The organism is Alcanivorax xiamenensis (assembly GCF_009846745.1).
GTDB lineage: Bacteria > Pseudomonadota > Gammaproteobacteria > Pseudomonadales > Alcanivoracaceae > Alloalcanivorax > Alloalcanivorax xiamenensis.
In genome coordinates this window covers 1-24,003 of the sequence record NZ_AQPF01000053.1, presented here as the reverse complement: position 1 = coordinate 24,003, position 24,003 = coordinate 1, and the positions used below count along the sequence as shown (strand labels likewise).

The 24,003-nt window shown below is 61.1% G+C and carries 21 protein-coding genes; 14 read left to right on the top strand and 7 right to left on the bottom strand.

Features of this window, described 5'->3' with window-relative positions; genetic code table 11:
- Positions 1–392 precede the first annotated feature (392 nt).
- Positions 393–2,693: a DUF6351 family protein gene (locus tag A6D6_RS19050; protein WP_133492165.1), complete on the bottom strand. Its 2,301-nt coding sequence runs from the start codon at positions 2,691–2,693 to the stop codon at positions 393–395.
- 569 nt (positions 2,694–3,262) lie between these two features.
- On the opposite strand from A6D6_RS19050, the gene A6D6_RS19045 reads away from it, so the two are divergent.
- Positions 3,263–5,467 carry a hypothetical protein gene (locus A6D6_RS19045; RefSeq protein WP_097058100.1) on the top strand — a complete coding sequence of 735 codons (2,205 nt, stop codon included), beginning with the start codon at positions 3,263–3,265 and terminating at the stop codon, positions 5,465–5,467.
- Here A6D6_RS19045 and A6D6_RS19040 read toward each other — a convergent pair.
- Entirely contained in the window at positions 5,454–6,902 is a 1,449-nt protein-coding gene (locus tag A6D6_RS19040; RefSeq protein WP_133492167.1) for an aminotransferase-like domain-containing protein, read from the bottom strand. The genes A6D6_RS19045 and A6D6_RS19040 overlap by 14 nt on opposite strands.
- 139 nt (positions 6,903–7,041) lie before the next feature.
- On the opposite strand from A6D6_RS19040, the gene yrfG reads away from it, so the two are divergent.
- The 5 genes from yrfG to A6D6_RS19015 all read left to right on the top strand — a co-directional run bounded on the left by yrfG (position 7,042) and on the right by A6D6_RS19015 (position 12,197).
- On the top strand, positions 7,042–7,695 hold the full coding sequence (gene yrfG, locus A6D6_RS19035) for a GMP/IMP nucleotidase (RefSeq protein ID WP_236564172.1): 654 nt from the start codon (positions 7,042–7,044) through the stop codon (positions 7,693–7,695).
- Entirely contained in the window at positions 7,692–8,081 is a 390-nt protein-coding gene (locus tag A6D6_RS19030; RefSeq protein WP_159661591.1) for an RNA-binding S4 domain-containing protein, read from the top strand. Before yrfG ends, A6D6_RS19030 begins: the two co-directional genes overlap by 4 nt.
- Positions 8,082–8,134: 53 nt before the next feature.
- Positions 8,135–8,989, top strand: coding sequence for an Hsp33 family molecular chaperone HslO (gene hslO / locus A6D6_RS19025; RefSeq protein ID WP_133492170.1), 855 nt, complete (start codon positions 8,135–8,137; stop codon positions 8,987–8,989).
- A gap of 319 nt (positions 8,990–9,308) precedes the next feature.
- On the top strand, positions 9,309–10,853 hold the full coding sequence (locus tag A6D6_RS19020; protein ID WP_159661590.1) for a phosphoenolpyruvate carboxykinase: 1,545 nt from the start codon (positions 9,309–9,311) through the stop codon (positions 10,851–10,853).
- 390 nt (positions 10,854–11,243) lie between these two features.
- Positions 11,244–12,197, top strand: a complete 954-nt coding sequence (locus tag A6D6_RS19015; RefSeq protein WP_133492172.1) for a helix-turn-helix domain-containing protein — start codon at positions 11,244–11,246, stop codon at positions 12,195–12,197.
- Positions 12,198–12,211: 14 nt separating this feature from the next.
- Here A6D6_RS19015 and A6D6_RS19010 read toward each other — a convergent pair whose 3' ends face one another.
- Complete coding sequence (locus A6D6_RS19010) at positions 12,212–13,006, bottom strand: hypothetical protein (protein WP_159661589.1); 795 nt, start codon at positions 13,004–13,006, stop codon at positions 12,212–12,214.
- Between the two features lie 25 nt (positions 13,007–13,031).
- On the opposite strand from A6D6_RS19010, the gene A6D6_RS19005 reads away from it, so the two are divergent.
- The 8 genes from A6D6_RS19005 (at position 13,032) to A6D6_RS18970 (ending at position 19,938) form a co-directional block, all read left to right on the top strand.
- Positions 13,032–13,562 (top strand): hypothetical protein, encoded by a 531-nt coding sequence (locus tag A6D6_RS19005; protein ID WP_159661588.1) that lies wholly within the window; start codon positions 13,032–13,034, stop codon positions 13,560–13,562.
- Positions 13,563–13,690: 128 nt separating this feature from the next.
- On the top strand, positions 13,691–14,833 hold the full coding sequence (locus tag A6D6_RS19000; RefSeq protein WP_159661587.1) for an amine dehydrogenase large subunit: 1,143 nt from the start codon (positions 13,691–13,693) through the stop codon (positions 14,831–14,833).
- Positions 14,834–14,847: 14 nt separating this feature from the next.
- A complete protein-coding gene (locus A6D6_RS18995; protein WP_159661586.1) occupies positions 14,848–15,387 on the top strand; it encodes a MauE/DoxX family redox-associated membrane protein in 540 nt (179 codons plus the stop codon).
- A gap of 6 nt (positions 15,388–15,393) precedes the next feature.
- On the top strand, positions 15,394–15,999 hold the full coding sequence (mauD, locus tag A6D6_RS18990; protein ID WP_159661585.1) for a methylamine dehydrogenase accessory protein MauD: 606 nt from the start codon (positions 15,394–15,396) through the stop codon (positions 15,997–15,999).
- 15 nt (positions 16,000–16,014) lie between these two features.
- The gene (locus A6D6_RS18985; RefSeq protein WP_133492178.1) at positions 16,015–16,539 is read left to right on the top strand and encodes a methylamine dehydrogenase light chain; all 525 of its coding nucleotides are present in this window, start codon (positions 16,015–16,017) and stop codon (positions 16,537–16,539) included.
- Between the two features lie 9 nt (positions 16,540–16,548).
- On the top strand, positions 16,549–17,082 hold the full coding sequence (locus A6D6_RS18980; RefSeq protein ID WP_133492179.1) for a cytochrome c family protein: 534 nt from the start codon (positions 16,549–16,551) through the stop codon (positions 17,080–17,082).
- A gap of 18 nt (positions 17,083–17,100) precedes the next feature.
- Positions 17,101–18,432, top strand: a complete 1,332-nt coding sequence (locus A6D6_RS18975) for an alginate export family protein (protein ID WP_159661584.1) — start codon at positions 17,101–17,103, stop codon at positions 18,430–18,432.
- 18 nt (positions 18,433–18,450) lie between these two features.
- Positions 18,451–19,938, top strand: coding sequence for an aldehyde dehydrogenase family protein (locus A6D6_RS18970; protein WP_159661583.1), 1,488 nt, complete (start codon positions 18,451–18,453; stop codon positions 19,936–19,938).
- On the opposite strand, the gene A6D6_RS18965 is transcribed toward A6D6_RS18970, so the two are convergent.
- The 4 genes from A6D6_RS18965 to A6D6_RS18950 all read right to left on the bottom strand — a co-directional run.
- The gene (locus A6D6_RS18965) at positions 19,935–20,258 is read right to left on the bottom strand and encodes a hypothetical protein (protein ID WP_159661582.1); all 324 of its coding nucleotides are present in this window, start codon (positions 20,256–20,258) and stop codon (positions 19,935–19,937) included. The genes A6D6_RS18970 and A6D6_RS18965 overlap by 4 nt on opposite strands.
- The gene (locus A6D6_RS18960; RefSeq protein WP_159661581.1) at positions 20,255–21,187 is read right to left on the bottom strand and encodes an SH3 domain-containing protein; all 933 of its coding nucleotides are present in this window, start codon (positions 21,185–21,187) and stop codon (positions 20,255–20,257) included. Before A6D6_RS18960 ends, A6D6_RS18965 begins: the two co-directional genes overlap by 4 nt.
- Before the next feature lie 27 nt (positions 21,188–21,214).
- Positions 21,215–22,036 (bottom strand): OmpA family protein, encoded by an 822-nt coding sequence (locus A6D6_RS18955; RefSeq protein ID WP_159661580.1) that lies wholly within the window; start codon positions 22,034–22,036, stop codon positions 21,215–21,217.
- Positions 22,037–22,047: 11 nt separating this feature from the next.
- Positions 22,048–24,003 (bottom strand): YadA family autotransporter adhesin (locus A6D6_RS18950; RefSeq protein WP_201303853.1); only part of this gene is annotated, 1,956 nt, incomplete at its 5' end.

The following is a 24,003-nucleotide window of genomic DNA, read 5'->3' as shown; positions in this document are numbered from 1 at the left end:
CTACACCGCACAATCGGAATCACGACCTGACAACACTCTCTACCGGGTAAACAGGGAACTCCGGCGCGGCGGCGTAACGATCATGAACAGGCTCTCGGCCCCAAGCCTAACGGGATTGGCTCGTGAAAGGAATCGCGGCTCGTGGGTCGTTGCTGTCCCACAGTTGTGGAGCGGCCCGCTTGGCAGCGAATGCTGTGCGAATTCGTGTCTGCAAGGCTGCGCAAGCGAACCAAGGGTTTGGCGTGTTGCGTGTTGCGTGTTGCGTGTTGCGTGTTGCGTGTTGCGTGTAAGCGAATTATGAGACACCACTGGCTCGTGAGCCGCTCCCACAGAACCCATCAACGTCTTTTGTGGGAGCGGCTCACGAGCCGCGATGCTTTTTTACTTCCGAATCAGGGCCGGCCCTGGTCCGGTTGGCTGTAGTCACACACCCCTTGCGGGAAGATGGCGTTGAGTTCGGCGATCTGCTCCGCCGATGGCGCCCAATCGCCGTAGGTTCCGTCTTGCAGAGCCGTGCTGACGGGTTTCAGCGCGCATTTGAAGACATCACCCTGATAGGGCGCGCCAGCGACAATGCGCGATGTGGAATAAAGCGGGAAGGTCTCGGTACAGGCTCCTTCCTCTTGCTCATTGAGCACACCATCCCACACATCGTCACCACGGGCGATCAGGCTGCCATCGGTGGCGAAACAGGCATCCCGGGCGCGTTCCGGCCGGCTTTGGGCCACCGACGCTTGCGGGTCCGCCAGCAGATTGGCCATCCATTCATCCACCACTTCCAATGCCAGCGCCACCTGATCCGGCCCTTCCTCGGGACGGGCATCACTGAACCAGATCACCTGATTGTCCGCGTTGCCGGCGAAGTCGATCATGCGTTGGCGCACGGCGAAGGACTGGTGGGCGTTGTGCATATCCAGCTCTTCTTCCAAGTACGGGCGCCAGTCGATCACCGGAATGCCGATCTCGCCGTGGAACACGATACCGGCCTCATAGGCGGCGCGAATCGCTTCCAGATTGCCTTCGGTACGCGGCGCCGGGGTGGACGGATCCTCGCTGAGAGTCATGTTGCGCTTGCTCCACGGATCAAACGTGCTCGGGTCCGCCAGCACGTCGTCCAGGGTACCGATGAACGGAAAGCCTTCCTGCACCATGTCCTTCTGCGGCTTCCAGCCCCCCACCCGGGCGTTCAGGTTGAGGAACTCCTCGGCGGAGATATGGCCATCCAGCAAGGATTGCAGACCGTACTGCACACCGACATTGTCAAACAGACGGCGGGGATAGCCCTCGCCGTCCATGCCATAGACGTTGCGCAGATCGTCGTAATGGCTCCAGTTCACCGCATCCATGATGCCCGCCGGCTGCATCTGCTCCTGGTTGCGGGCCTGACCATAGTGCGGGTTCATGGTCAGCGGCGTCAGTCCTCGCCAGGACTCCACGCACTCGGTGGAACCCGGCGCGGTGCCATACCCCAGTTGCGTTTTGGCGCCGGCCAATGGATCGGGTACCTCATCAGTGGCGTTCAGCCCCACCAGCCAGGTGCGGTTCTTGGTGACATGCCATTTTTCGTTAGTGCGGTCCGTGGCATCCATGAAGTACTCCAGCAACTCACAGTCGCCGATGTGGATGGTCTGGGTGACCATGTCCGGATAGCTCTGCACCGGAATCGCCGCGTCGATCAGCCCCGGGTGATTCTGCCCGTACACGTACTGCTGAATGGCACCGCCGGACGCACCGAGACCAACGGTATACAGCGGTTTGCCATACAACTCGACGAAGCGTTCCTTGACCATCAGCGCGGTCTCACCGCCCACCTGCACATTGTAGTGCTCGGACATGCGGTTACCGGTGGAATAAATGATGGCGTATCCCTTGCCCAGAACATCCGGCTGCAACGCCCGGCGGTTGACGTCCATGCGTCCCTGGGTGTGGCCGATGCCGACGCCGCCCTGAAAGCGGTACATGAGCCGTCCGTTCCAGAGGCTGGTATCCAGCGATCCAGCCTCCTCGCCGGCTTCCGCGAGCATGGCGATGGAATAAAGGAAACGGTTGATGGTGCCACGTTCCCAACGCACCACGAAGTCCACCTCGCGGCCGTCCATCAGCGTGGTGGTGGCGATGTCCGCCGGCCGGGAACCGTCTTCCGGCATCGGTTTGTAGCTGCCGTCGGTGCCGCGGTAAACGTATTCCACGAACGGCTCCAGACCGCAGTCCCGGCTCAGGCCGATCTGTTGCCCGCCTTCGTCGTATACAGGGAAGCCCTCGTCACCGCCGGTATCCACCAACGGCTGCTTGCCGAATTCAGATACCGTGGTGCACACGAACGGGTACTGATGCGGCCCGGAGAACATGGGCCCTTCCTGCGGGTGGTTGGTGAGCGTGAGCGTGCTCAGAACGCCACCTTCCGAGTCACTCACGGTCAGCTCGTTATCGCCCAGAGCCAGACCAGAGATTACCCCTTCCAGACCATTCTCTTTTTCTGACAGGCTGTCGGCTGTCACCGGCTCACCGTTCAGAGCCAGGGTCGCGCCTTCCGGCGCCCCTTCGATACGAATGCGCGCATCACCACCGCTGACCCATTGCGGGTCGCTGGACAGCACGCTCAGGAATACTTCCGGGGCGCGATCGCGGGAGCTCGAACCGCCCCCACAAGCACTCAGCGCCAGGGCCGCGCCAACCAGCAAAGCGCCGGCCACCCCCTGCTTCCATCCGTTGTTGTCTGACCCGTTACTGTCCGACTCTCTGTCGCCCGACCGTCTATAGCCCGACAACGCGCGCGCGCCCGATCCTGTCACGGACATCATGTCTCTCCTCGATGTTGTTGTTATCGGTTTAGAAGGTAGGCATGGCGGCATCGCCAAAACAGACACAGTTCCGGCAAAGTTGCTGACACAGTATCGCCATCGGAAGTGGCCGGATCAGGCCATGCAACTGTTTCAGCCAAATGGCGGCAACTGTATCTGTTATGCCGCCGCGCGAGACGGTTAGATAACCGCCGAGGTCGTTAGCTATTAGTGAGCGCTCTCGGGAGAGCTATTAACGTCCTTACCTTTTGCACTGCCTCACCACGCCGGCGTCAGCCGGCGTTTTTTATCGCGTCCCCCCTATTTTCCCAAGCCGGTCCGCGGCTACCCGGCGGCTTCAAATCCAGGATTTTCCCCACTGTTCCAGCCGCTTCTTCCAAACTGTGCCTTTCATCAAAGGCCCCGGTGATGGCTAGATAAAAAGGCCAACAACAACAAAATGTCGTTCTGGAGAATGATTCATGTTTAGTATCCGACATCCTCGCCTGGCCATTGCCGGTGCGGCATGCTCCTTCCTTTTGCTCACCGCCTGCGGGGGCTCCGGCTCATCGTCCGGTCCCGCCACCGGGGAGCCGCCCCCCGACCTGTCCGATCTGGACCTGTCCAGCGCCGAATACTGCGATCTGACCGTCACCGCTCGTTGTCTGTACCCGTTTCCGAATAACTACTTCACCAAAGCCGATGCGGCCACACCAACCGGCCTCCGGGTCAATTTCCAGCGGCAGGCGATGCCCATCGCCCAGCCGGTCGCCATCGACGCCAACCCCTATGCCCCAACCGGAGTACATACCACCGAGGCCACGCCAGTGGATCCCGCCGAGTGGAACCGGAACGATGGTTTCTCGCCCGGCGCCATGATCCAGACCTGGACCGGAAACGTGGATCTTGAGGCCAGCGGCGCCGTCACTATCGACGATCTGTCCAAGGCGATGGACACGGACGCCCCGGTACTGCTGCTCGACGCGGAAACCGGTGAGCGGCAACTGATCTGGGTGGAGATGGACGCCAATGCCTCCAGCACGGAAGGCCGCGCCCTGCTCATCCGGCCCGCCCGGAATTTGCTGGAAGGACGGACCTACATCGTGGCCCTGCGCAACCTGGTTGATGACCAGGGGGAAGCCCTTGAAGCGTCCGCGCTCTTCAAAGCCTACCGGGATGGTCAAGATACCGGGGAGCCGGTGCTGGAAGCCCGCCGGGAAAGCATGAACACCCTGTTTGCATCCCTGGAAAGCCACGGTATCGCACGGCGGGACCTGATACAGGCATGGACCTTTACCGTCGCCAGCCAGAAAAACCTGACCGAGCGGCTCCTTCATATCCGCGATCAGGCCTTCGCCAATCTGGGAGGCGGCGCCCCCGCGTTCACCATTGATCAGGTCGGCACGGATATTGAGGGCAAACCCCGCTCCGGCCTTAGCCGTGGCATCACCGGCACCTTCGAAGTCCCCAACTTTCTGAATAAAACTGGAGGCGTTCCCGGTGCCAGCTTCAACTATTCCGGGAACAACGCACCGGACGCTCTGCCGGAACAGTGGAACGGCGATGACACCCTTACCGCCCGCTTTCGCTGCCAGGTCCCGGACTCCACGGTGCAGGATTTCTCCGATCCGGACAGCCCGGTGACTCCCGCCCGGCCCGCGCTTTACGGCCATGGTCTGTTTGGCGAAGGCCCTGGCGGTGAGTTCCGCTCCGGAAACGTGCGCGCCATGCAAACGGAGCACAACATCCTGTTTTGCGCCACCGACTGGATAGGCATGGCTCAAGAGGATTTTATCGCCGGCGTGATCCATCACATCCTCGCTGACATCTCTCTGTTACCGCGCCAACTCGACCGTAGCCAACAGGGCCTGCTCAATGCCATGTTCCTGGCCGAGCTTCTGCGCCATCCCGATGGCTTCGCCTCCGACCCGGCGTTCCACCATGGCCCGGACAACACCCTGATCTACGACCCCACCGAGGTGTTCTACGACGGCAACAGCCAGGGCGGCATCCTGGGCGGCGCCCTCATTGCCACCGCCCCGAATCTGCATCGTGGTGTCCTGGGCGTGCCCGGCAGCAACTACAGCCTTTTGCTGCGCCGGTACGGCCCTTTCAATGAACGGTTCGGCGTCATTCTCAACCAGGCTTACCCGAACGAACTGGATCGCAGCCTGGTGCTGGGATTGATGCAAATGCTCTGGGACAGAGCGGAAAACAACGGCTACCTCAGCCATCTTGCCGGCCGTTCCCTGCCCGGCACCCCCACCGGCAAGCGCGTTCTTCTTCACCCCGCCCTGGGTGATCACCTGGTCACCACCTGGAGCGCGGAAATCATGGCTCGCACCATCGGCGCGGCCATGCATGAGCCGACCGCCCGATTGGGAGAGCACCCGGACACCGTGCCCTATGTCGATATTGAGCGCATCCAGCAGTACCCCTATCACGGCCATGCCCTGATGGTCTGGGACAGCGGCGCCCATGACCCGGACAGTGGCCACGGCACGCCCTATGCTCCGCTGACCAATACCGGCCCAAGCGCCGGCGAGGATCCTCACGAGTCCCCGCGCAACACAGTGAGCGCACGGCAACAGAAATCAGCGTTCCTGGAACAGTTCGGTTCGGTGATCGATGTATGCGGGGAATCGCCCTGCTACACGGACGACTACACCGGCCTCAGCCGCGATTAGCGTTCCCCGCCACGGCCGCCAGCTCGGCGGCCGCTTTTCCCAGCCAGCGTAACGCCCGCACTACCTCTCCAGTGACCGGGCCACCAGCGTTCAGGCGCAAGTAATCCGAGTGCTTGTTGTCCAGCGAGAACACACCGCCGGGGAAGACATGGATCCCTTCCCGGGCCGCTTTTTCGAACAGCGCCGCGGCATTCACCCGGCCCGGCAACCGTACCCACAGCACGCAGCCGCCAGTGGGGCGGGTCAATCGGGTACCCGATGGGAACGCCGCGCGCACCTCCCGGGCCGTGGCCTCCACCTGCCTCTGCAGGGTAGCGCGCAAATCCCGGATATGCTGAGCGTAGAAACCACTTTCCAGCAACCGCCCCATGACGATCTGCGACAGGGAGGTGGAGGTGATGGTGCTTAGCTGTTTGAGTTCCAGAAAGCGCCGCTGGAACCGGCCCGGCGCCGCCCAGCCGATGCGCAGGCCGGGCATCAGGGTTTTGGAAAAGCTGTTGCAGTAGAGCACCCAGCCGTCGTCGTCGAAGGCCTTGACCGGTACCGCGCCATCTTCATAGACGGTATCGCCCCAGACATCATTCTCGATCAGCGGGATCTGATAACGCCGGGCCAGCGCCGACAATGCCTGCTTGCGCTCCCGGCTCATGGTGAATCCCAGCGGATTCTGCGCATTGGCGGACACGATGCAGGCGGACACTCCGCGCTCGGCGAAGACCCGCTCCAATGCCGACAGGCTGATGCCATGGCGCGGATGGGTGGGAATCTCCACTACCCGCCGCTGGTGCGTCTTCAACAACAACAGGGTGCCGTAATAGGTGGGCGATTCCACCGCAACGGCGTCGCCGGGCCGGCTGACGCTGCGCAGCGCCAGGGACAAGCCCTCCATGGCGCCGCCGGTGACGATGATATCGTCCGGCACCACCGGTACGTCGTAGGACAGGCTGCGACGGGCAAGATGATGGGTGAACTGCGGAAACCCATGGGGATGCATGTAATCCCAGGTCTCCTGGGGGTAATTCCGGGCCACTTCGCGGATGGTCGAGGTGACCCGCTCCACCGGCATCACCTCGACACCGGGCAAGGCGATACCAAGCCGCACCTGGCGCGGCATCACATGCAATTCCATGTAATGCAACACCTCCTCGCTCAGCGACACCTCCACCGGCAGCAACGGGTAGCGCGACCCATCCGGCTCCGGCACGTCATGGACTTCACAATGACGCACATAGGCGCCGGACTGGGGGCGAATCTCCAGATAGCCTTCCGCCTCCAATTGGCGGTAACTCTGCATCACCGTGTTGACACTGACCTGGAACAGGCGGCTCAAATGTCGAACCGAGGGCAGCTTCTGCCCCACCGCGTAGCTGCCAGCACCGATTTGCTCCAACAACCGGCGGCTGATCCGCTCGTAGAGGAATCCTTCTTCGTTCACCGAACCTTCTCATTTTATTGTCGTATGTGCCCCAATTATGCACCGCCGCACCAGGACCGGACACCCGGCGTATTTCGGCGCCGGCGCCGATCCTGCATACTGTGCCACCGCGACAGGTACTTCCCCGACAGGCATGACAATGATCAACTGGAACGCTATCGACACGGTGCTGCTGGACATGGACGGCACCCTGCTGGATCTGCGCTTCGACAACTGGTTCTGGCAGCAGCACGTCCCCGAACAGTACGCCCTGACCCACGGGCTGCCCGCCGATCAGGCGGAACACAAACTGCACGCCTGGATCGCCCGCCACCAGGGCACCTTGAATTGGTATTGCCTGGACTTCTGGACGTCGGAGCTGGGACTGAACATCGCCGAACTGAAACGTGCGGCGGCGGACCGGATCGCCATCCGCCCCGGCGCCGAGGCGTTCCTCAACGCTCTCGCCGCCAGCTCGCAAAGGGTAATCATGGTCACCAACGCCCACCGCGACGCGCTGCGGGTGAAACTGGAACGCACCGGCATCGAGCGGTACTTCGATGCCCTGGTGTCCAGTCACGACTACGGCCACGCCAAGGAACACCAACCGTTCTGGCGGGATCTGCGCGAGGCGCACCCGTTCGATCCGGCCCGCACACTATTGGTGGACGACTCTCTTCCGGTGCTACATTCCGGCCGGCGTTTTGGCCTGGGCCATCTGGTTTCGATCCGCCGCCCCGACTCCGGCCTGCCGGAGCGCGACGACACCCACCCGTTCGAGGCCATCGACGATTTCCTGCGGGTCCTGCCGTGAGCGAGGGCACCCGCATCGACTCCTGGCTGTGGGCGGCCCGCTTCTTCAAAACCCGCAGCCTGGCCAAGCAGGCCGTTGAAGGCGGCAAGATCCAGGTCGATGGCGCCAAGGCCAAGCCCAGCAAAACCGTGCACCCCGGCAGCGAAGTGCTGATCCGCAAAGGCGATGAGCAGTGGACGGTGCGGGTCCAGGGCCTCAGCAACAAGCGCGGTCCAGCCAGCGTCGCCCAGACGCTCTATCAGGAAACCGAGGAAAGCCGCCAGCAACGCGAGAACAAGGCGGAGCAACGGCGCATGGCGCACAGCGCCAACGCCAGCCCGGATCACCGCCCCAGCAAGAAGGAACGGCGCGATCTGGCCCGTTTCAAGCGCGACAACGACATCTAAGGGCCGTTTACCATCGATTCGGCAGCGCCCCGAAAACAGCAGGAAAAGTACCGATGCAAGACCAAAAGCAACGTTTTCTCTTCCCGGACTCCGACATCCGTGGCGAACTGATCCGCCTGGAAAGCAGTCTGGCGTCGATCACCGGCAACCGGGACTACCCGCTGGTGGTGCAGAGCCTGATCAGCGAGGCGGTGGTGGCCGTGGCCCTGCTCGCCAGCACCCTCAAATTCAAGGGCCGCCTGGCTCTGCAGGCCCAGGGCAAGGGACCGCTGTCGCTGCTGATGGCGGAATGCAGCGACGACGGCAAGGTGCGCGCACTGGCCCGCCACGCGGAATCCCTGCCGACGGACCGCGCCAACCTGCCGGCGCTGCTGGGCGAGGGCACCATGGTGATCACCATAAGTCCGGAGCAGGGCCGCCAGTATCAGGGCATCGTCCCTCTGGAAGGGCCGGACCTGGCTACCTGCCTGGAAGGGTATTTCCGGCAATCCGAACAGCTGCCCACCCGCCTGTGGCTGGCGGCGGGCAACGGCCGTGCCGCCGGCCTGATGCTGCAACGCCTGCCCAATCAGGTCGCCGAGGCCGACCACAACGCCATCACCTGGGAACACCTGGAAACACTGGCCAGCACACTAAGCGGCGAGGAACTGTTGGACCTGGACACCACCACCGTGCTGCACAGGCTGTTCCACGACACCCCGCCGCAGCTGCCGCCGGCCCAGCCGCTGGCGTTCGGCTGCACCTGCTCCCGCGAGCGCACCCAGCGGGCGCTGGTTTCCCTGGGCAAGGAAGAACTGCAAGCGATCCTGGACGAGCAGGGGGAGGCCACCCTGACCTGCGACTTCTGCGGCCATCAGGAACACTTCGATGCGGTGGATTTGGCGGAGCTGATTCACAAAGAAACATAAAACCGTGGCAACGGACCTCGGCGCGGCGTCGCCACCTTTTGGCTTTTCTGGCATAATCGCGCCCCTGTCGGGCTTCCCGAAGCCATCCACCCGGTTGCTTCCTTGGGCCCGTGCAGTCGCCGTCCGGCTACCCTTGGCCTGTTTTTCCGGGTCCGGAAACGGCGAAAGGTGGGAAACACCACCGGTTCAGGTCTTGCCCCGAAAGGGCACGAGACCGGCACTGTCACCCGCAATGCGAACTAGGGGGCTTTGCTACCTTGAACGCGGTTTCGGCCGCCGAGTACAAGCCCGCAGCTCGGCCACAAGCCCAGGAAAAACCATGACCGATCCCATTATTTACAACGATTTGAGCCCGGCCCAACTGGTGGAGCTGGCGATTCAGCGCAACGAAGGCCAATTGGCCGCCAACGGGTCCCTGGTGGTGGAAACCGGTCACCGTACCGGCCGCTCCCCGATGGACCGTTTCATCGTCGACGAACCCTCCACCAGTGAGCAGATCCACTGGGGTCCGGTGAACCGCCCGTTCCCGGTGGACAAGTTCGACGCCCTCTGGGATCGGGTGGCGTCTTTCGTTACCGAAAGTGACAGCTTTGTTTCCCATCTTCACGTTGGCGCCGCCGAAGAGCACTACCTGCCGGTGAAGGTCACCGCCCAGACCGCCTGGCACAATCTGTTCGCCAACACCCTGTTCATCCGCCCGGACACCTACAATCCGGCCGGCAAGGACCAATGGCAGATCCTGCACGCGGTGGACTTCCAGTGTGATCCGGAACGCGACGGCACCAACTCCGACGGTTGCGTGATCCTCAACTTCGCCCAACGCAAAGTGCTGATCGCCGGCATGCGCTACGCCGGTGAAATGAAGAAAGCCATGTTCTCGGTACAGAACTTCCTGCTGCCGGCCAAGGACGTGCTGCCGATGCACTGCTCCGCCAACGTTGGTGAAAGCGGCGATGTGGCCCTGTTCTTCGGCCTCTCCGGCACCGGCAAGACCACCCTGTCCGCGGACCCGGCCCGCTACCTGATCGGCGACGATGAGCACGGCTGGGGCAAAGGCGTTGTGTTCAACATCGAAGGCGGCTGCTATGCCAAGTGCATCGACCTGAGCCAGAAGAACGAGCCGGTGATCTGGGACGCGATCAAATTCGGCGCGGTGCTGGAAAACGTCATCATCAACGACGAAACCCGCCTGCCAGACTACAGCGATGTGTCCCTGACCCAGAACACCCGCGCCGCCTACCCGCTGGAAAACATCGAGAAGCGGGTACCGCAGAACCGCGCCGGCGAACCCAAGCATGTGATCTTCCTGACCTGCGACCTGACCGGCGTGCTGCCGCCGGTGTCCTGCCTGAGCAAGGAAGCCGCCGCCTACCACTTCCTGAGCGGCTACACCGCTCTGGTCGGTTCCACCGAAATGGGTTCCGAGCCCGGCATCAAGAGCACTTTCTCCACCTGCTTCGGTGCCCCGTTCTTCCCGCGCCGCGCCGGTGAATACGCCGAGCTGCTGATCAAGCGCATGGAAGAGTTCGGCTCCAAGGTGTTCCTGGTCAACACCGGCTGGACCGGCGGCCCCTACGGCCAGGGCGATCGTTTCAGCATCCCCACTACCCGTGGCGTGGTCAATGCCATCCTCAGCGGTGCCCTGGACGACACGGAAACCGAACACCTGGACATCATCAACCTGGATGTGCCGAAGACCGTGCCCGGTGTGGACGACAGCCTGCTGCAACCGAAAAACACCTGGGCCAAGCCGGAAGAGTACGACGCCAAAGCCCGTGATCTGGCACGGCAGTTCGAGAAGAACTTCGCCGAGAAATACGCGGACGTGTCCGAAGAAATCCACGCCGCCGGCCCCAAGGCCTGATCCGCTGATCAGCCTCTGGTAGTAAAAAGGTGGCCACAAAAAGCCCGCTTCGGCGGGTTTTTTTGTGGGTCTGACCCACCCTGAATAGAGTTGGCCCAGAAGACGCCACGAGGCCGCTGTGGGAGTTTGCTCGCAAGCGAACGGGCTTCAGGGCTCCAACGTTCGCTTGCGAGCAAACTCCCCATGGCCGCGTTGTAGCCCCCTCCTCCCTCTGCCTGATTGCCCCGATTCATTAATTTGTTATATTTCCCTAAAAGTCCAACAACCCAAAGCGAAAAGGCCCTCTTGGCACGGCGCTTGCTGCGCCGGTAGCCGCATTAGCGGAAGCGTCATCACAACAAGACAGCGACCGTTCTCTCCTTTTCGCCAACGCCTACGCGGAGGGTCCCGATGGAACCCGCAACCAGCACCAGCCATCTTGTGGAAACACGCACCCTGCGGGGGTTTCAGCCGTGGCGGCAGTTCGTCAACGACAACTTTCCCTGGCTCAGCATCGCCTCGCCCCGGGATGATGACTTCCACGCCCGGGTGCGCCTGACCAGTCTCGGCGAGCGCTCGGTGGCGGTGATCCGTGCCGACCAGTGCCAGCTCACCCGCACCGATTACGCCATCAAACAGGCGGAAACCGGCTATCTCAAGGTCATGTGGCAGCAGGCCGGGCGCATGCGGGTGGAGCAGGATGGCCACCACGCGGTGCTGTGTCCCGGCGATATCACCGTGTGCGATACCAGCCGCCCCTATCGGTTGGAGAAAGATCACCAGGCGCAATTGGCGGTGCTGACCCTGCCCTACCATGCGGTGCCCGGCTGGCACCAGATCAGTGACCGTCTCTGCGGCCGTTCGTTGAGTGATCGCACCACCGCCCGCGCGGCCCTGGCCGCCCTGCTGGCGTTACTGGACCGACCCGGCGATGGTGATAGCGCCCAGACTATCTTCCAGGCGGTGCAGTTGATGCTGTCCGCCCTGATCCATTGTTCCGTCAGGCCGGCAAATCAAACCCCGCACACCCTGCGATTGGATACCGCCCATCAACACGTGCTCGCCCATATCGACGACCCGCATTTGAGCCCGGACGAACTGGCCGACGCGCTGCATGTGTCCCGGCGCGCGCTGTATCGGCTGTTTCAGGAACATCAGGTCACCCCCGGGCGCTTTATCCGCCAGGTGCGCCTGGACGCGGTGCGTGACGCGCTCGCCCTGCCCGACAACGACCATCGCAGCATTCTGGAAGTGGCTCTGGATTACGGCTTTACCGACAGCGCGTCCTTTAGCCGCAGTTTCAAGGCCGCTTTCGCCATCAGCCCCAGCGACTGGCGTCTGCAGGCACGGGGCCGTCCCAACTGATCCGGAGAACCGGGTCAGTCATCTCTTTCTGAGAGCCCGGTGGCATGGAGGGTCAGGTCATAGTAGGCGGCCCTCTCACCGCTGACCTCCACCTGGTAGCGGCCCGGTGTCACACGGGTACGAACGCTATCCGTTCCATCATGGGCACGTGCCAGAATGCGCCGGCCATCGGCGGACAGAATCCGCAACGCCGGCATCGGCCCGGTCACGCCGAGCGTCGCTTCCAACAACACCTGGCGGTCGATTCTCACCAGATAGCGATGCGTCAGTACCGGTGCCTCCAACTGTTCGGTCACCAGGATCGGCTCCCGCGACAGACACCCCAGTTCCGCGCTCCAGATCTCCGGGGGCCGGCGCGATGGCGCCGTCATGAACACGGTGTAGGTGACCGGCTTGCGTTCCGGCGACGCCACCCACAAGGCATAACGTCCTGGCGCCAGGACACCTGCGAACCAGGCTCCTTCCTTCGGCTCCGGTCCCGTGGCCAGATCATAGCTGCCCGGTCCGCCCCAGATGTCCCCCATCTCCCGACTCAACCTGGCCGCCACCCTGTCTTCCACACCACCGACATTGATCTCGGCGGCGACCCAATCCGATAGCAGGAAATACACCGGCTCGGTGAATTCCGGCGCAGTCAGCCGCCCTTGGTACCGGTCCTGGCGGTCGCCGGCGAAATCCAGATAGACGCCCGGCGGACCAATCTCGGTCGCCCAAGGCACCGCCGGCCACAACCACAGCAGCAATACCTGGAGAATGAGGCGGACAGGGGCGGCGGCATCGCTTTCCATTTTATGTTTGAATCCGTTCATGGACGCTTACCGGCGAAATATGGACATGGCAACATCCTACTACCTGAAGCGCTATCCCACCGCCATCTCGGGCAGCATTTTCACTTTCATGGGCTTACTGCCGGTCTGGATCTGCCTGGGCACGGGTGAATCGCTGAAGGACAGCGTCCTTTTCTATCTGACCTCGCTGGTCAGCTTTCCCGGCATCATCATGGCGGGTATGTCCTTGCTGTTTCTGATCCTCGGCTTGGCATTGCTGTGGCGTACCGGCCGGGTTATCCGTTGCCGACTGGACGATCACGGGGTCCACTACGTCCCTCTGGCGCCGCTGCCCGACCGGCCGGCCCTGTTCGGGGACATCCTCGGAGCTCTGTTCGGTACGACTCTGCGCCCACGGCTGGCCCTCATTCCCTATGAGGACATCGCCGATGTTCAGGTGCGCGGCGACCGCCGCAAAGGCTTCAATCTCTACATTCAACGCAAGAGCAGCGGACTGCCTGAGCGCCTGCAGACGCTCACCACGCTCAGCCAGCCCCAGCTTCTCGACATTCAGCAGCGGGTGCGCGCCCGCCTCTAAGAGCCTGCTCTTAGTCTTGGCAAGAATAGCCAACGGGTTGGCACCCATTCTCAAGCTTCCCCTTCCCTGACCGGCGCAGACTGAAGGCAGTGTTCCATGCCATCGATAACCAAAAACAGGGAATCACCATGCCTTTGTCCAAATTTGCCGCCGGCCTGCTGGCGCTGGGATCCGCGCTGGTCCCACCGTCCTTGTACGCGGCGCTGCCGACCGAAACCGTCGGCCAGGCCGAACTGCCTTTCCCTCCCAGTCCTCATCGCAGTTATCTGATCGACTTCGAGTTCGACAACATGGTCGCCACCCGGGTGGTGGTGGTGGATCCGGACCGACAAAAAGTGCTGGGCATGCTCAGTACCGGCGGCGCAGCGCCGGCGGTGCTGGCCCACGATCAGAAGACGGTCTACACAGCCGATATCTTTTTCAGCCGCTATGTGCGCGGCACCCGCACCGATGTGTTGACCGCCTGGGATACCCGCACGCTGTCCCCCTCCTGGGAAGTGGAAATCCCGGCCAAACGCGCCTCCACGCTGACCGAGAAGTACGCGCTGTCGATGAGCGGCGATGACCGCTTTGTTTACGTTTACAACTTCACGCCCTCACAAACCATTACCGTGGTCGATACCCAGGCCCGAAAAGTGGCCAGCGAGGTCAACATCAACGGCTGCATTCTCGCTTACCCGATTGGTGACCGGCGTTTCGCCTCCCTGTGCGGCAGCGGCGATCTGCAAGTCACCACCCTGGATGACAACGGCAAGGTCAGTGATCGCACCACCAGCAAATTCTTCGACCCGGAACAGGAAAAGCTGGTGGAAAGGGCCATCCATCTGGGCGACACCTTCTATTTCGTTACCACCGAGGGTGTGATTCACGGTGTCGATTTCTCCGGCGCCAAACCCAGGATCCTGCCCACCTGGTCCCTGACCACCGAACAGGAAAAGAAAGACGGCTGGGCCCCCGGCGGCTGGCAGTTGATGGCCATAGCCCCGCGACTGAATCGTCTTTACGTGCTGATGCACCCCGACCATGAGCGGCACAAGTGGGAAGACCCGAGCACCATCATCTGGGCGTTCGATCTGAAAACTCACAAGAAGGTCGGCACGCTGGAAGCGCCGAATCTGATCTGGAGCCTCAACGCCACCAACGATGACGCCCCGCTGCTGCTGGGCACCAACATCGAGGGCGGCCTGGAGACCTTTGATCTGAAAACCGGCAAGCACCTTCACACCATGGAAGGCGTCAGCAAGACCCCAACGCTGATCCTCAATCACTGAGTGGAGGAGTAACCATGACGCTGGATCCGATTATCAGCATCGCCGGCGCTCTGGCCCTGGCGGTGATCCTGGCCAGCGCGGCGCTGCATAAATGGCAGGCGCCGGCCTGGTTCGAACGCCAGTTGGATGCCTACCAGCTGTTGCCAACGAGCCTGACCACGGTAACCGCCCGCGCCCTGCCGGTTCTGGAAGGCGCGCTGGCCCTCGGCTTGCTGTTCCAGCCCAGCCGCGTCACCAGCGCCATTCTCGCCGCCGGCCTGCTCGCACTCTACGCCCTGGCCATGACCACCAATCTACTGCGCGGGCGCCACGATCTCGATTGCGGTTGCGCCGGCCCCAACAGTCAGCAACCCCTGCATCCGTTGCTGCTGATCCGCAATGGCTTGCTGATCGCCCTGGCGATACTGGCCGGCCTGCCCATGGCCGAACGCACCCTGGGTTTATTCGACGGTTTCGTGGTGCTGGCCGCCGGCGCCGCGACCCTGCTGATTTACGCCGCGACCGATGCCCTCTTGGCAAATCGGCCGCGCCTGCTTGCTTTGACCGGAAGGTAATACGCTATGACTGCTCTATTGATTTCCAACATTCTGCTCTGGTGTTTGCTGATTGCCCTGGCCCTCGTGGTGTTCAGTCTGATCCGTCAGATCGGCGTCCTGCATGGCCGTATCGCGCCCGCCGGCGCGCTGATGGTGGACAAGGGCGTGGCGGTGAATCAGCCCGCGCCCCAGGTTACCGCCGAGGATCTGTTGGGGCGTCCGGTGAACTTTGGCTACGCCAACGATCACACTCAACTGCTGTTCTTCCTGTCGCCGACTTGCCCGATCTGCAAATCCCTGTTGCCGGCGCTGCGCGCCATCGACAAGGCCCGCGACGATCTGGAAGTGGTGTACATCAGCGACGGTGAGCCAGAACAGCAGCAAAAGCTGATCAAGGAATTCGGGCTGGAAAACTCGCGCTACGTGGTCAGCCCGCAGGTGGGGATGACCTATCAGATCGGCAAGCTGCCCTACGCGGTGATGATCGACCGTCAGGGCGTGCTCAAGGCCAAAGGGCTGGTGAACTCGCGGGAACACCTGGACAGCCTGTTCGAAACCGAGCACCTGGGCGCCGCCACGCTGCAGGAATACCTCAGCAAGCCATCTCCTTCCATGCATACGCCGTCCTGAGCCAGGAGTCCGACCATGAAATTTCTCGACCGGTTTTTCGAACGCTCCAGCCGGCACGTGGCCAGCACCACGTCGCGGCGAAACTTTCTCTCCAAGCTGGGTTCCCTGATGGTTGTGGGCACCGCCATGCCGGTGCTGCTGCCCATCGACCGTACCGCCAAGGCACTGGCCGCGGAGTCGCCATCCGCTGGTGATCCGGGCGATCCCAACAGCTGCGACTACTGGCGTTACTGCTCCGTGGACGGCTTTCTGTGCAGCTGCTGCGGCGGCTCGGTAACCAGTTGTCCGCCGGGCACGGAAGTCTCCCAAGTCACCTGGATCGGCACCTGCCGCAACCCGGCGGACGGCCTGGACTACATCATCTCCTACAACGATTGCTGCGGTAAGCACAGCTGCGGCCAGTGCGCCTGCACCCGTAACGACAGTGAGGAGCCGATGTACCGGCCGTTCAACAACAACGACATCAACTGGTGCCTGGGCGCCAAGGCCAACGTCTACAACTGCACCGTCGCCGTGATCCGCGGCGTGGCCACCGGTTGAGGGTCGGTCGTGAAGTCGCTGCCGCCACTATTACTGGTGTTCACTTGCCTGGCCGCGCCGGCCGGGCACGCGCGGGCGTTTCCCAACCCCGATCAGAAACCGGCCCCCGGCAATGAGCAGCCTCAGGTGCCGTTGTCACAAGCCGGATATCGCCCCGAAGTGAATTATCAGCTGCAGTGCGCGGGCTGCCATCTCCCCCAGGGGCAAGGCGCGCCCGCCAACGACGTTCCCAACATGATCGGCTTTGTCGGCAGCTTTCTACGCGTACCGGGGGGAAGGGAATTCCTGGTGCGTGTACCCGGCGTGGCTCAGGCGGCCTTGAACGACGAACAGTTGGCGGCACTGCTGAACTGGATTCTGCGCCGCGACGGCATCGCCGGTGACAGCACGCCGGCCGACGCCGAACCCTATAGCGCCGATGAGGTGGCGGCGATTCGCCACCGGATGATGGACAACATCCCCGGCACCCGGTCCGGTCTGATCCACGCCATGCGCGAACAGGGCATCGACATCAACGACGGCATGCCCGCGCCAAAACCATAACAACAGAGGATCCGCATCATGCTTTATTCCACCTCACGCCGGCGCTTGTTTCTGGCTGGCGGCTATGCCTTGCTGATCAACAGTAACGGTGCCCAGGCCCTGGAACTGACCGCGAACGACCATACCACCCTGAACTTCGATCTCTCCGGCACCGCCGCCTGGCTACACAGTCAGGAAAGCTACGACCAGGCCGGCACGCTGAATGAAGGCAGTGTCACCTGGCAGGAGGCGGCGGTGAAGTATGGCTTCAGCGCGGAGCATCGTTTGAATCGTGACCAACGCATCACCGGCGCACTGCGCTGGACCACCACTGGCACTTGGGGCGACGGCGACGCCGGCGGTTTTTCCGACGGCAGTGAGCGCACCACGAAACTGGAAGACGCTTTCCTCGCCTGGCATTCCGGAACCCTGTTTCCCGCTCTGGGCAAAGACGGTCTGGCGGTGTCCGCTGGCCGGCAGAGTGTGATCGTCGGCGACGGCTTCCTGATCACCAGCGATTCATTGAACTTCGGCAAAGGCATCGCCAACGGTGTTATGAACCGCGGCGGCGCTTACTATCTTGCCGGTCGCAGCGCCTTCGACAAGACCGCCATCATCAGTCTGGGTGGCGAACAAGGCTGGCGCGGTGACGTCATGTGGCTGCAATCGGACAACCCCGCCCAGGCCAAACCGGAACTCAACGTCGGTGTGCTGGAGCATGTAAACGACAAGGGCACCGTGGGCCTCACCTACGTCAAGGTCACCGATCTCGACGACGAATTCGCCTTTCTCTATCCACAACGGGATGACATGGAAACCGTCAGCCTGCGCGCTCAGGGCAACGCCGGCGTTGAGAATCTGTTTCTGGCGGCGGAATACGCCTGGCAGGACCAGGATCAGGACGACGAGAACGCCTGGTACGCGGAACTGGGCTGGACCTTCGCCGGACTGCCCTGGCAACCCAGTATCAATTACCGCTTCAGCCGTTTCTCCACCGGCTACGACCCGTTGCTCTACGGCAACGGCCGAGCACTCGGCACCTGGTTCCAGGGTGAGGTGGCGGCCAACTACGCCGGCCCCTTCAATACCAATACGCGAGTCCATCACCTGGCGGCAAAGGTCACTCCCAAGGAAAACCTGTCTCTGGGTCTGCTGGCCTACGACTTCTCCACTCTGGACCGCGACGCCGGCGCGGACACCAGCGCCCGGGAATATGACCTTTATCTGGAATGGGCGGTGAACGACCACCTCGCCCTGATTCCGGTTATCGGTCTGTACCAACCGGACCGCGCCGCCGCCGACGGCGGTACGCAATTGGGTAATGACGATCGCAACCTGTACAGCCAATTGATCGTCGCCTTTTCGTTTTAATGCAATGAGGACTGGACCATGAGCGATATCGCTTTACTGCCCGAGGTGCGGGCGTTCCTGCAGCAGGCCCATGATTGTTTCATCAACGGCGAATATGGCCGGGCCACCGGTCCGGCCCATCCGGTGGTGAACCCCGGCACCGGAGAAACGTTCGCGGAGGTACGGGAAGCACAGCCCGAGCACATAGACGCCGCGGTGAACGCCGCCCACCACGCCTTTCACGGCACCTGGCGGGACATGGCACCGCTGCAGCGCGGCGCCATCCTCAACCGGCTCGCGGATCTGATCGATCAGCATGGGGAAGAGCTGGCTCAGTTGGAAACCCTGTGCTCCGGCAAGACCATTCAATTGTCCCGAGCCTTCGAGGTCGGACAAAGCAGTCATTTTCTCCGTTATTACGCCGGCTGGGCCGGCAAGATCAACGGTGAAACACTGACACCGTCACTGCCTTCCATGCAGGGCGAACGCTACACTGCCTTCACGTTACGCGAACCGGTCGGCGTGGTGGCCGGTATCGTACCGTGGAACTTCTCATTGATGATCGCCATCTGGAAAATTGCCTCGGCGCTGATCTGCGGTTGTACCGTGGTGATCAAGCCCAGCGAGTTCACCCCCTTCACGTTGCTGCGTGTGGCCGGACTGGCAAAGGAAGCCGGCCTGCCCGACGGCGCTCTCAATGTGGTCTGCGGCACCGGTGCCTGCGGCCAGGCGCTGATCAAGCACGAAAAGATCAACAAGGTTTCGTTCACCGGTTCCATGAACACCGGTCTCAAGGTCGGTGCTCAGGCCATGCAGGCCAACCTGACCCGCGCCACGCTGGAACTGGGCGGCAAGAACGCCGCTGGCTTTCTCGCTGATATCGACACCCCAAAAGCAGTGGCGGGCGTCATGGAAGCGGCCTATCTGCATCAAGGTCAGGTGTGCGCGGCGGCGGAACGGTTTTACGTGCACCGCTCACGGCTGGATGAAATCGTCCACGGCGTGGCGGCACAGCTGAAGCAGCTCAAAATCGGCTCGCCGCTGGATGAAAGCACCGACTTTGGACCGCTCTCCAACCGCCCGCACTTCGAAAAAGTCAGCCAGTACTTCGCCAGTGCCCCCGATCAGGGTTGTGAAATCGTCCACGGCGGCAGGACGCTGGACCGCCCCGGCTTCTTTATCGAACCGACCCTGGCGGTGGCGGATCGTCGCGATGCCACTTTGCTGCAAGAGGAAGTGTTCGGCCCGGTGGCGTGCTTCCTGCCTTTCGATGACGAAGAGGAATTGCTCTCCCTCATGAACGACAGCCCCTACGGCCTCACCGCCAGCCTCTGGACCCGGGACCTGTCCAGCGCGCTGCGCCTGGTGCCGCGCATCGAAGCGGGCACGGTGTGGGTGAACATGCACACCTTCATTGATCCGGCGGTGCCGTTCGGTGGCGTCAAGGGCTCCGGCATCGGCCGGGAGTTCGGCAGCGCCTTCATCGAGGATTACACCGAACTGAAATCGGTGACAGTGCGGTACTAGGGACTGTCCACTCTCCTATCAGCGCCGGTGGCGTTGCCGGTGCTGATAGATCGTTCTTTTTCAATGGTGAGAGCATCACCCTGAAGAAGGGTGTATTCATCCCCACTGCTCCCCCGATCAACACACAGCAGTTCTTCTGGTCGTATTCGCCAAAGCCGCACGATGCCCATGCCTCCCAGGAACAAAGCGCTCATGGCGGCAAATCCGGCTATCTTTTCATCGGAGGCGCCGTACAACAGTGCAACCAATAGCGCCACGCCACCGGCCCCGAGGATGAGTACTGGCCAAACATTCCGTTCTTGGTTCTGAGATCGGTTCACCCGGCGCCGCCTTGCAGAAGGCGACTCGCCACCCAACCCAGCCCAAAGTTGTTTCCCTGCTCAAAATAGATCTGGGTCCAGCCTCCGCCCTTACCCAGCACATACACTGTATCCCCCTTTTCCATCCGGGTTATTCGTTTATACCCCGTACCCGCGCCCGAACGGATGTTGACACGGCTACCCGCGATAAGATTACGCTGTAGTCTTGGTAAACTTGCCGCTATGTTTTTCCGGGCTACTTCATTGCCTTGTTGGGCCGACAAAGTAAACCAGAACACAGCCCAGGCCTGGTTCTTATCCACACCATGTCCTTTAGCATACAGACTTCCCAGATTATTCTGCGCTCTGGCATCTCCCTGCCGGGCCGCATCCTGGAACAATTCAAAAGCGCGAGTAAAATTCTGCTCCACGCCCTGGCCTGCCTGATAGAAACTGCCCAGATTGTTCTGTGCTGGTGCATACCCTTGGTTCGCCGCCAGCTCAAACCAGTGGGCCGCCTGTTTTTCATCACTTTCAACGCCCCTGCCTTCCAGATACAGAAGCCCCAGCATAAACTGAGCCAAGGCACTGCCTCCCGCGGCGGCTCGCGCATACCACTTTTTCCCCTCTTGGGCGCCCCCATCCAATGCACCGACCATATAGAGCTGGGCCAAGCGAATCTGAGCATCGGGGAAATTATTCTCCGCCGCCAGCCGATACCATTTGTGAGCCTCTTCCATGTCTTTACGCACGCCTCGTCCACGCTCGAACATCATCCCTAACGCGAACTGCGCTTTTGGCTCTCCCCGCTCGGCGTCGGCGTACCATTCATGTACGGCGGAAGCAAACCTGCCCTGTTGATACAGCGCCTGCCCTGTCTGATAATCAGACAGGGCATCCGCGGAGCCACCGAGTAACAGCAGCGCCGCAAGTGGCGAGCATAATTTCATTCCATCACCTTTGAAGACATCTTTTCGTCAGCCATGCTCACTCACGGTGATTTCCACACGCCGGTTCGGCCGTAAGCACTCAGCCACGCTCAATGTGGGGGTTGCTCCGTGGCACATGACAACAGGATCCGCCATACCTTTACCAAGAGCAGAAATGGCATTACCCGAAACCCCATTCTCCATAAGATAGCGTTTCACGGCTTCCGCTCGTGACTGCGAAAGCGATAAGTTATAGGGTTCGGACCCAAAACGGTCCGTGTATCCAACAATCTCTATCGAAGGATCATTGAAGTCCTGACGAATGCCGATCAGTGCCCGGTCCAGCGCACGCTGCCCTTCCAAGCCGAGCTTCGCGCTATCGAAATCGAACAGAACATCGCCGGAGAGAGTGATGACTTTCTGCTCGGGCTCTTCCTTGATTTCCTCCTTTACGATCTGCCTCGGGCATTGCTGATCGCGCCAGCGGGTACTCTCAAGCGCCATGTCGTCATCGAAATGAACCTGATACTGGCAAGTAATATATTCTTTACCTTCACCCACATAGAGATTGAAGACATAGTTCCACTCTCTAACCCGGAAGAATCCCTCACTAAAACTGGGATCACCGATGAGTTGGCGCACCTGGTCCTTTGACTGCCCCTCGGTGATCCTCAGAATACTCTCAGGGTCAACGAACCGCCCTCCGTCATGCCAATTCTCATCCAGGGCAGGAAACCCATCCCCCGCATCACGCAGGTCCGTTCGATCATTATTCGGCGGGCTTGCGCAGCCCGCCGCGATCAGAAGTGGCACGATACCAGCAGCCACACAGAAGATTTTATACGCCGAATCAAGACGTAACTTTTTCACAATTTTACTCCTTACCAGTGCCAGCCAGCGCCGATACCCGCACCGAAATTACTCCGTGAATCCCCGGTGACTTTACCTTGAATAATCCAACGTCCATTGTCTGAAAGACGTGACACACCAATCGACACCGCGGATTCTCCTTCATAGGTAGCGGCACCCACTGCCACCATGCCTCTTCCCGCCATCCAGGCTTGAGGTACCGAAGAGGCGGCAAGCGCGCTCGCGATACCCGCGTTCGCATTACGTTCCACGCGATCAATACGGTTGTGGACGTTATGGATCTGGTTATTGAAGTACTGGTTAATCTCCTGGATCTGACCAACGTTAACAGCGTCAGTTGGATTGACCCCAGGCGCCACATTGGTAATGGTTTTCCCGCCAGCGTCAATGCCATCCACCGTCATACTCGGTCCACCCGCTATGGTTACACCGTCATTATTCACGGTGGTCCTTCCCGTGGTGACGCTTTCAACGTTCAAGTTCGGGTTAAGAGTCACTTGCACTCCGGCACCGTCACCATTGCTGACCGTCTTCGTTGTGATGTTTTCATCACCACTAATGGTTACGGTGTCACCCAGCTTACGGTTAACCTCGCCACCTTCATCACCACCGAAGTTCATACCACCGTCCACTGAATTGTTGATATCCTCAACTTTTTGCGCCACATCGTAAAGCTGGCCTCCATTCACCGCATCAGTACTACCTTCAGCAATTTCGCCATTGCCAACGCCGGTTATAATGGTATTGCCATTCTCATCGACGTTGTTTTCGTCGATGTTCACGGACCCCACTTCAATGCTGTCAAAATCCACATCACGTTCGGTCTCGACGGTGTATATAGTCTGACCATCATCACCGGTTCTCTCGGAGACTTTGATATTGTTTCCGGATTCCACCTCGGTTTTGGCTGCCGCGACGTTCTTCCCGATTTCCCCCGCCACGTTCTGAAGATCACCGACATTCACGGCATTCATCAGATCGTCGCCGGTTATCTGATCGAGTTGCCGGCCATTCAGCCCGCTGGCAACGTTGGCAATCCGCATGCCGCCTGCATTTATACCGTTGATTGTCATGCTCGGCCCGTTCGCGATTACCACACCATCACCGTTCAGGGTGACATCGCCGGTAGTCACGCTGCCCTCATTACCGTTTATGGTAATGGCGTTGTCACCGTCGCCCAGAGTAATGGAATCAGCCAACTCCAAGGAGATATCAGTACCGTCATTGCTTACCAGCACATTGCCATCACCGGAGAAATCGACCGTACCACCGGGACCCACGTTATTGACGGAAGACGGGTCCGCGTTGGTAGTCAGATTCCAGCCCGCACTGGCAATATCCCTGACCTGCCAAAGCTGGCTGCCATTGACCGCATCGGTGCTGGTTGCGCTAATCTCTCCTGGTGCGACGTTGACGATAGTTTGGTTACCAGCGTCAATACCGTTGCCGGTCACACTCGGTCCGCCAGCGATGATCAGACCGTTATCGCCCAGCTGCACATCGTCTCCAACCGATACACCATGGCCATCAACAACAGTGTCACCGGCAGTAACGCTATCCAACTCTAGATCGCGATTAAGGGTCACTTCGATCACACCATCCTGATCCGCACCAGTCTGTGCCACACTGATGTTGTCATCACCTTCGAAGGACACCTGACCGTTCGGACCGATGTTGGCCGTGTTGCCGTCGGCGTCGGTGACGTTCCAGCCGGCGCTGGCCACATCGCTAACTTGTTTGAGCTGGTCTTCCGTGGCGGCCTGGCCGCTGGTGAAGTTATTCGGATCGAAACTGGTGTTGGTTAAACCGCCGATGGTGCCGGCATTGGCGTCAATCACAATTTCGTTCGCGACACCTCCGGTCGGATTAGCCCACACCGTTATCGTTCCTGCTTCCAACGCCGTGGTCGCTGTGGGGTTATCGGTGCTGTCAGTCACCGTGAGCCCGTCGCTCGCCATCACGGTATT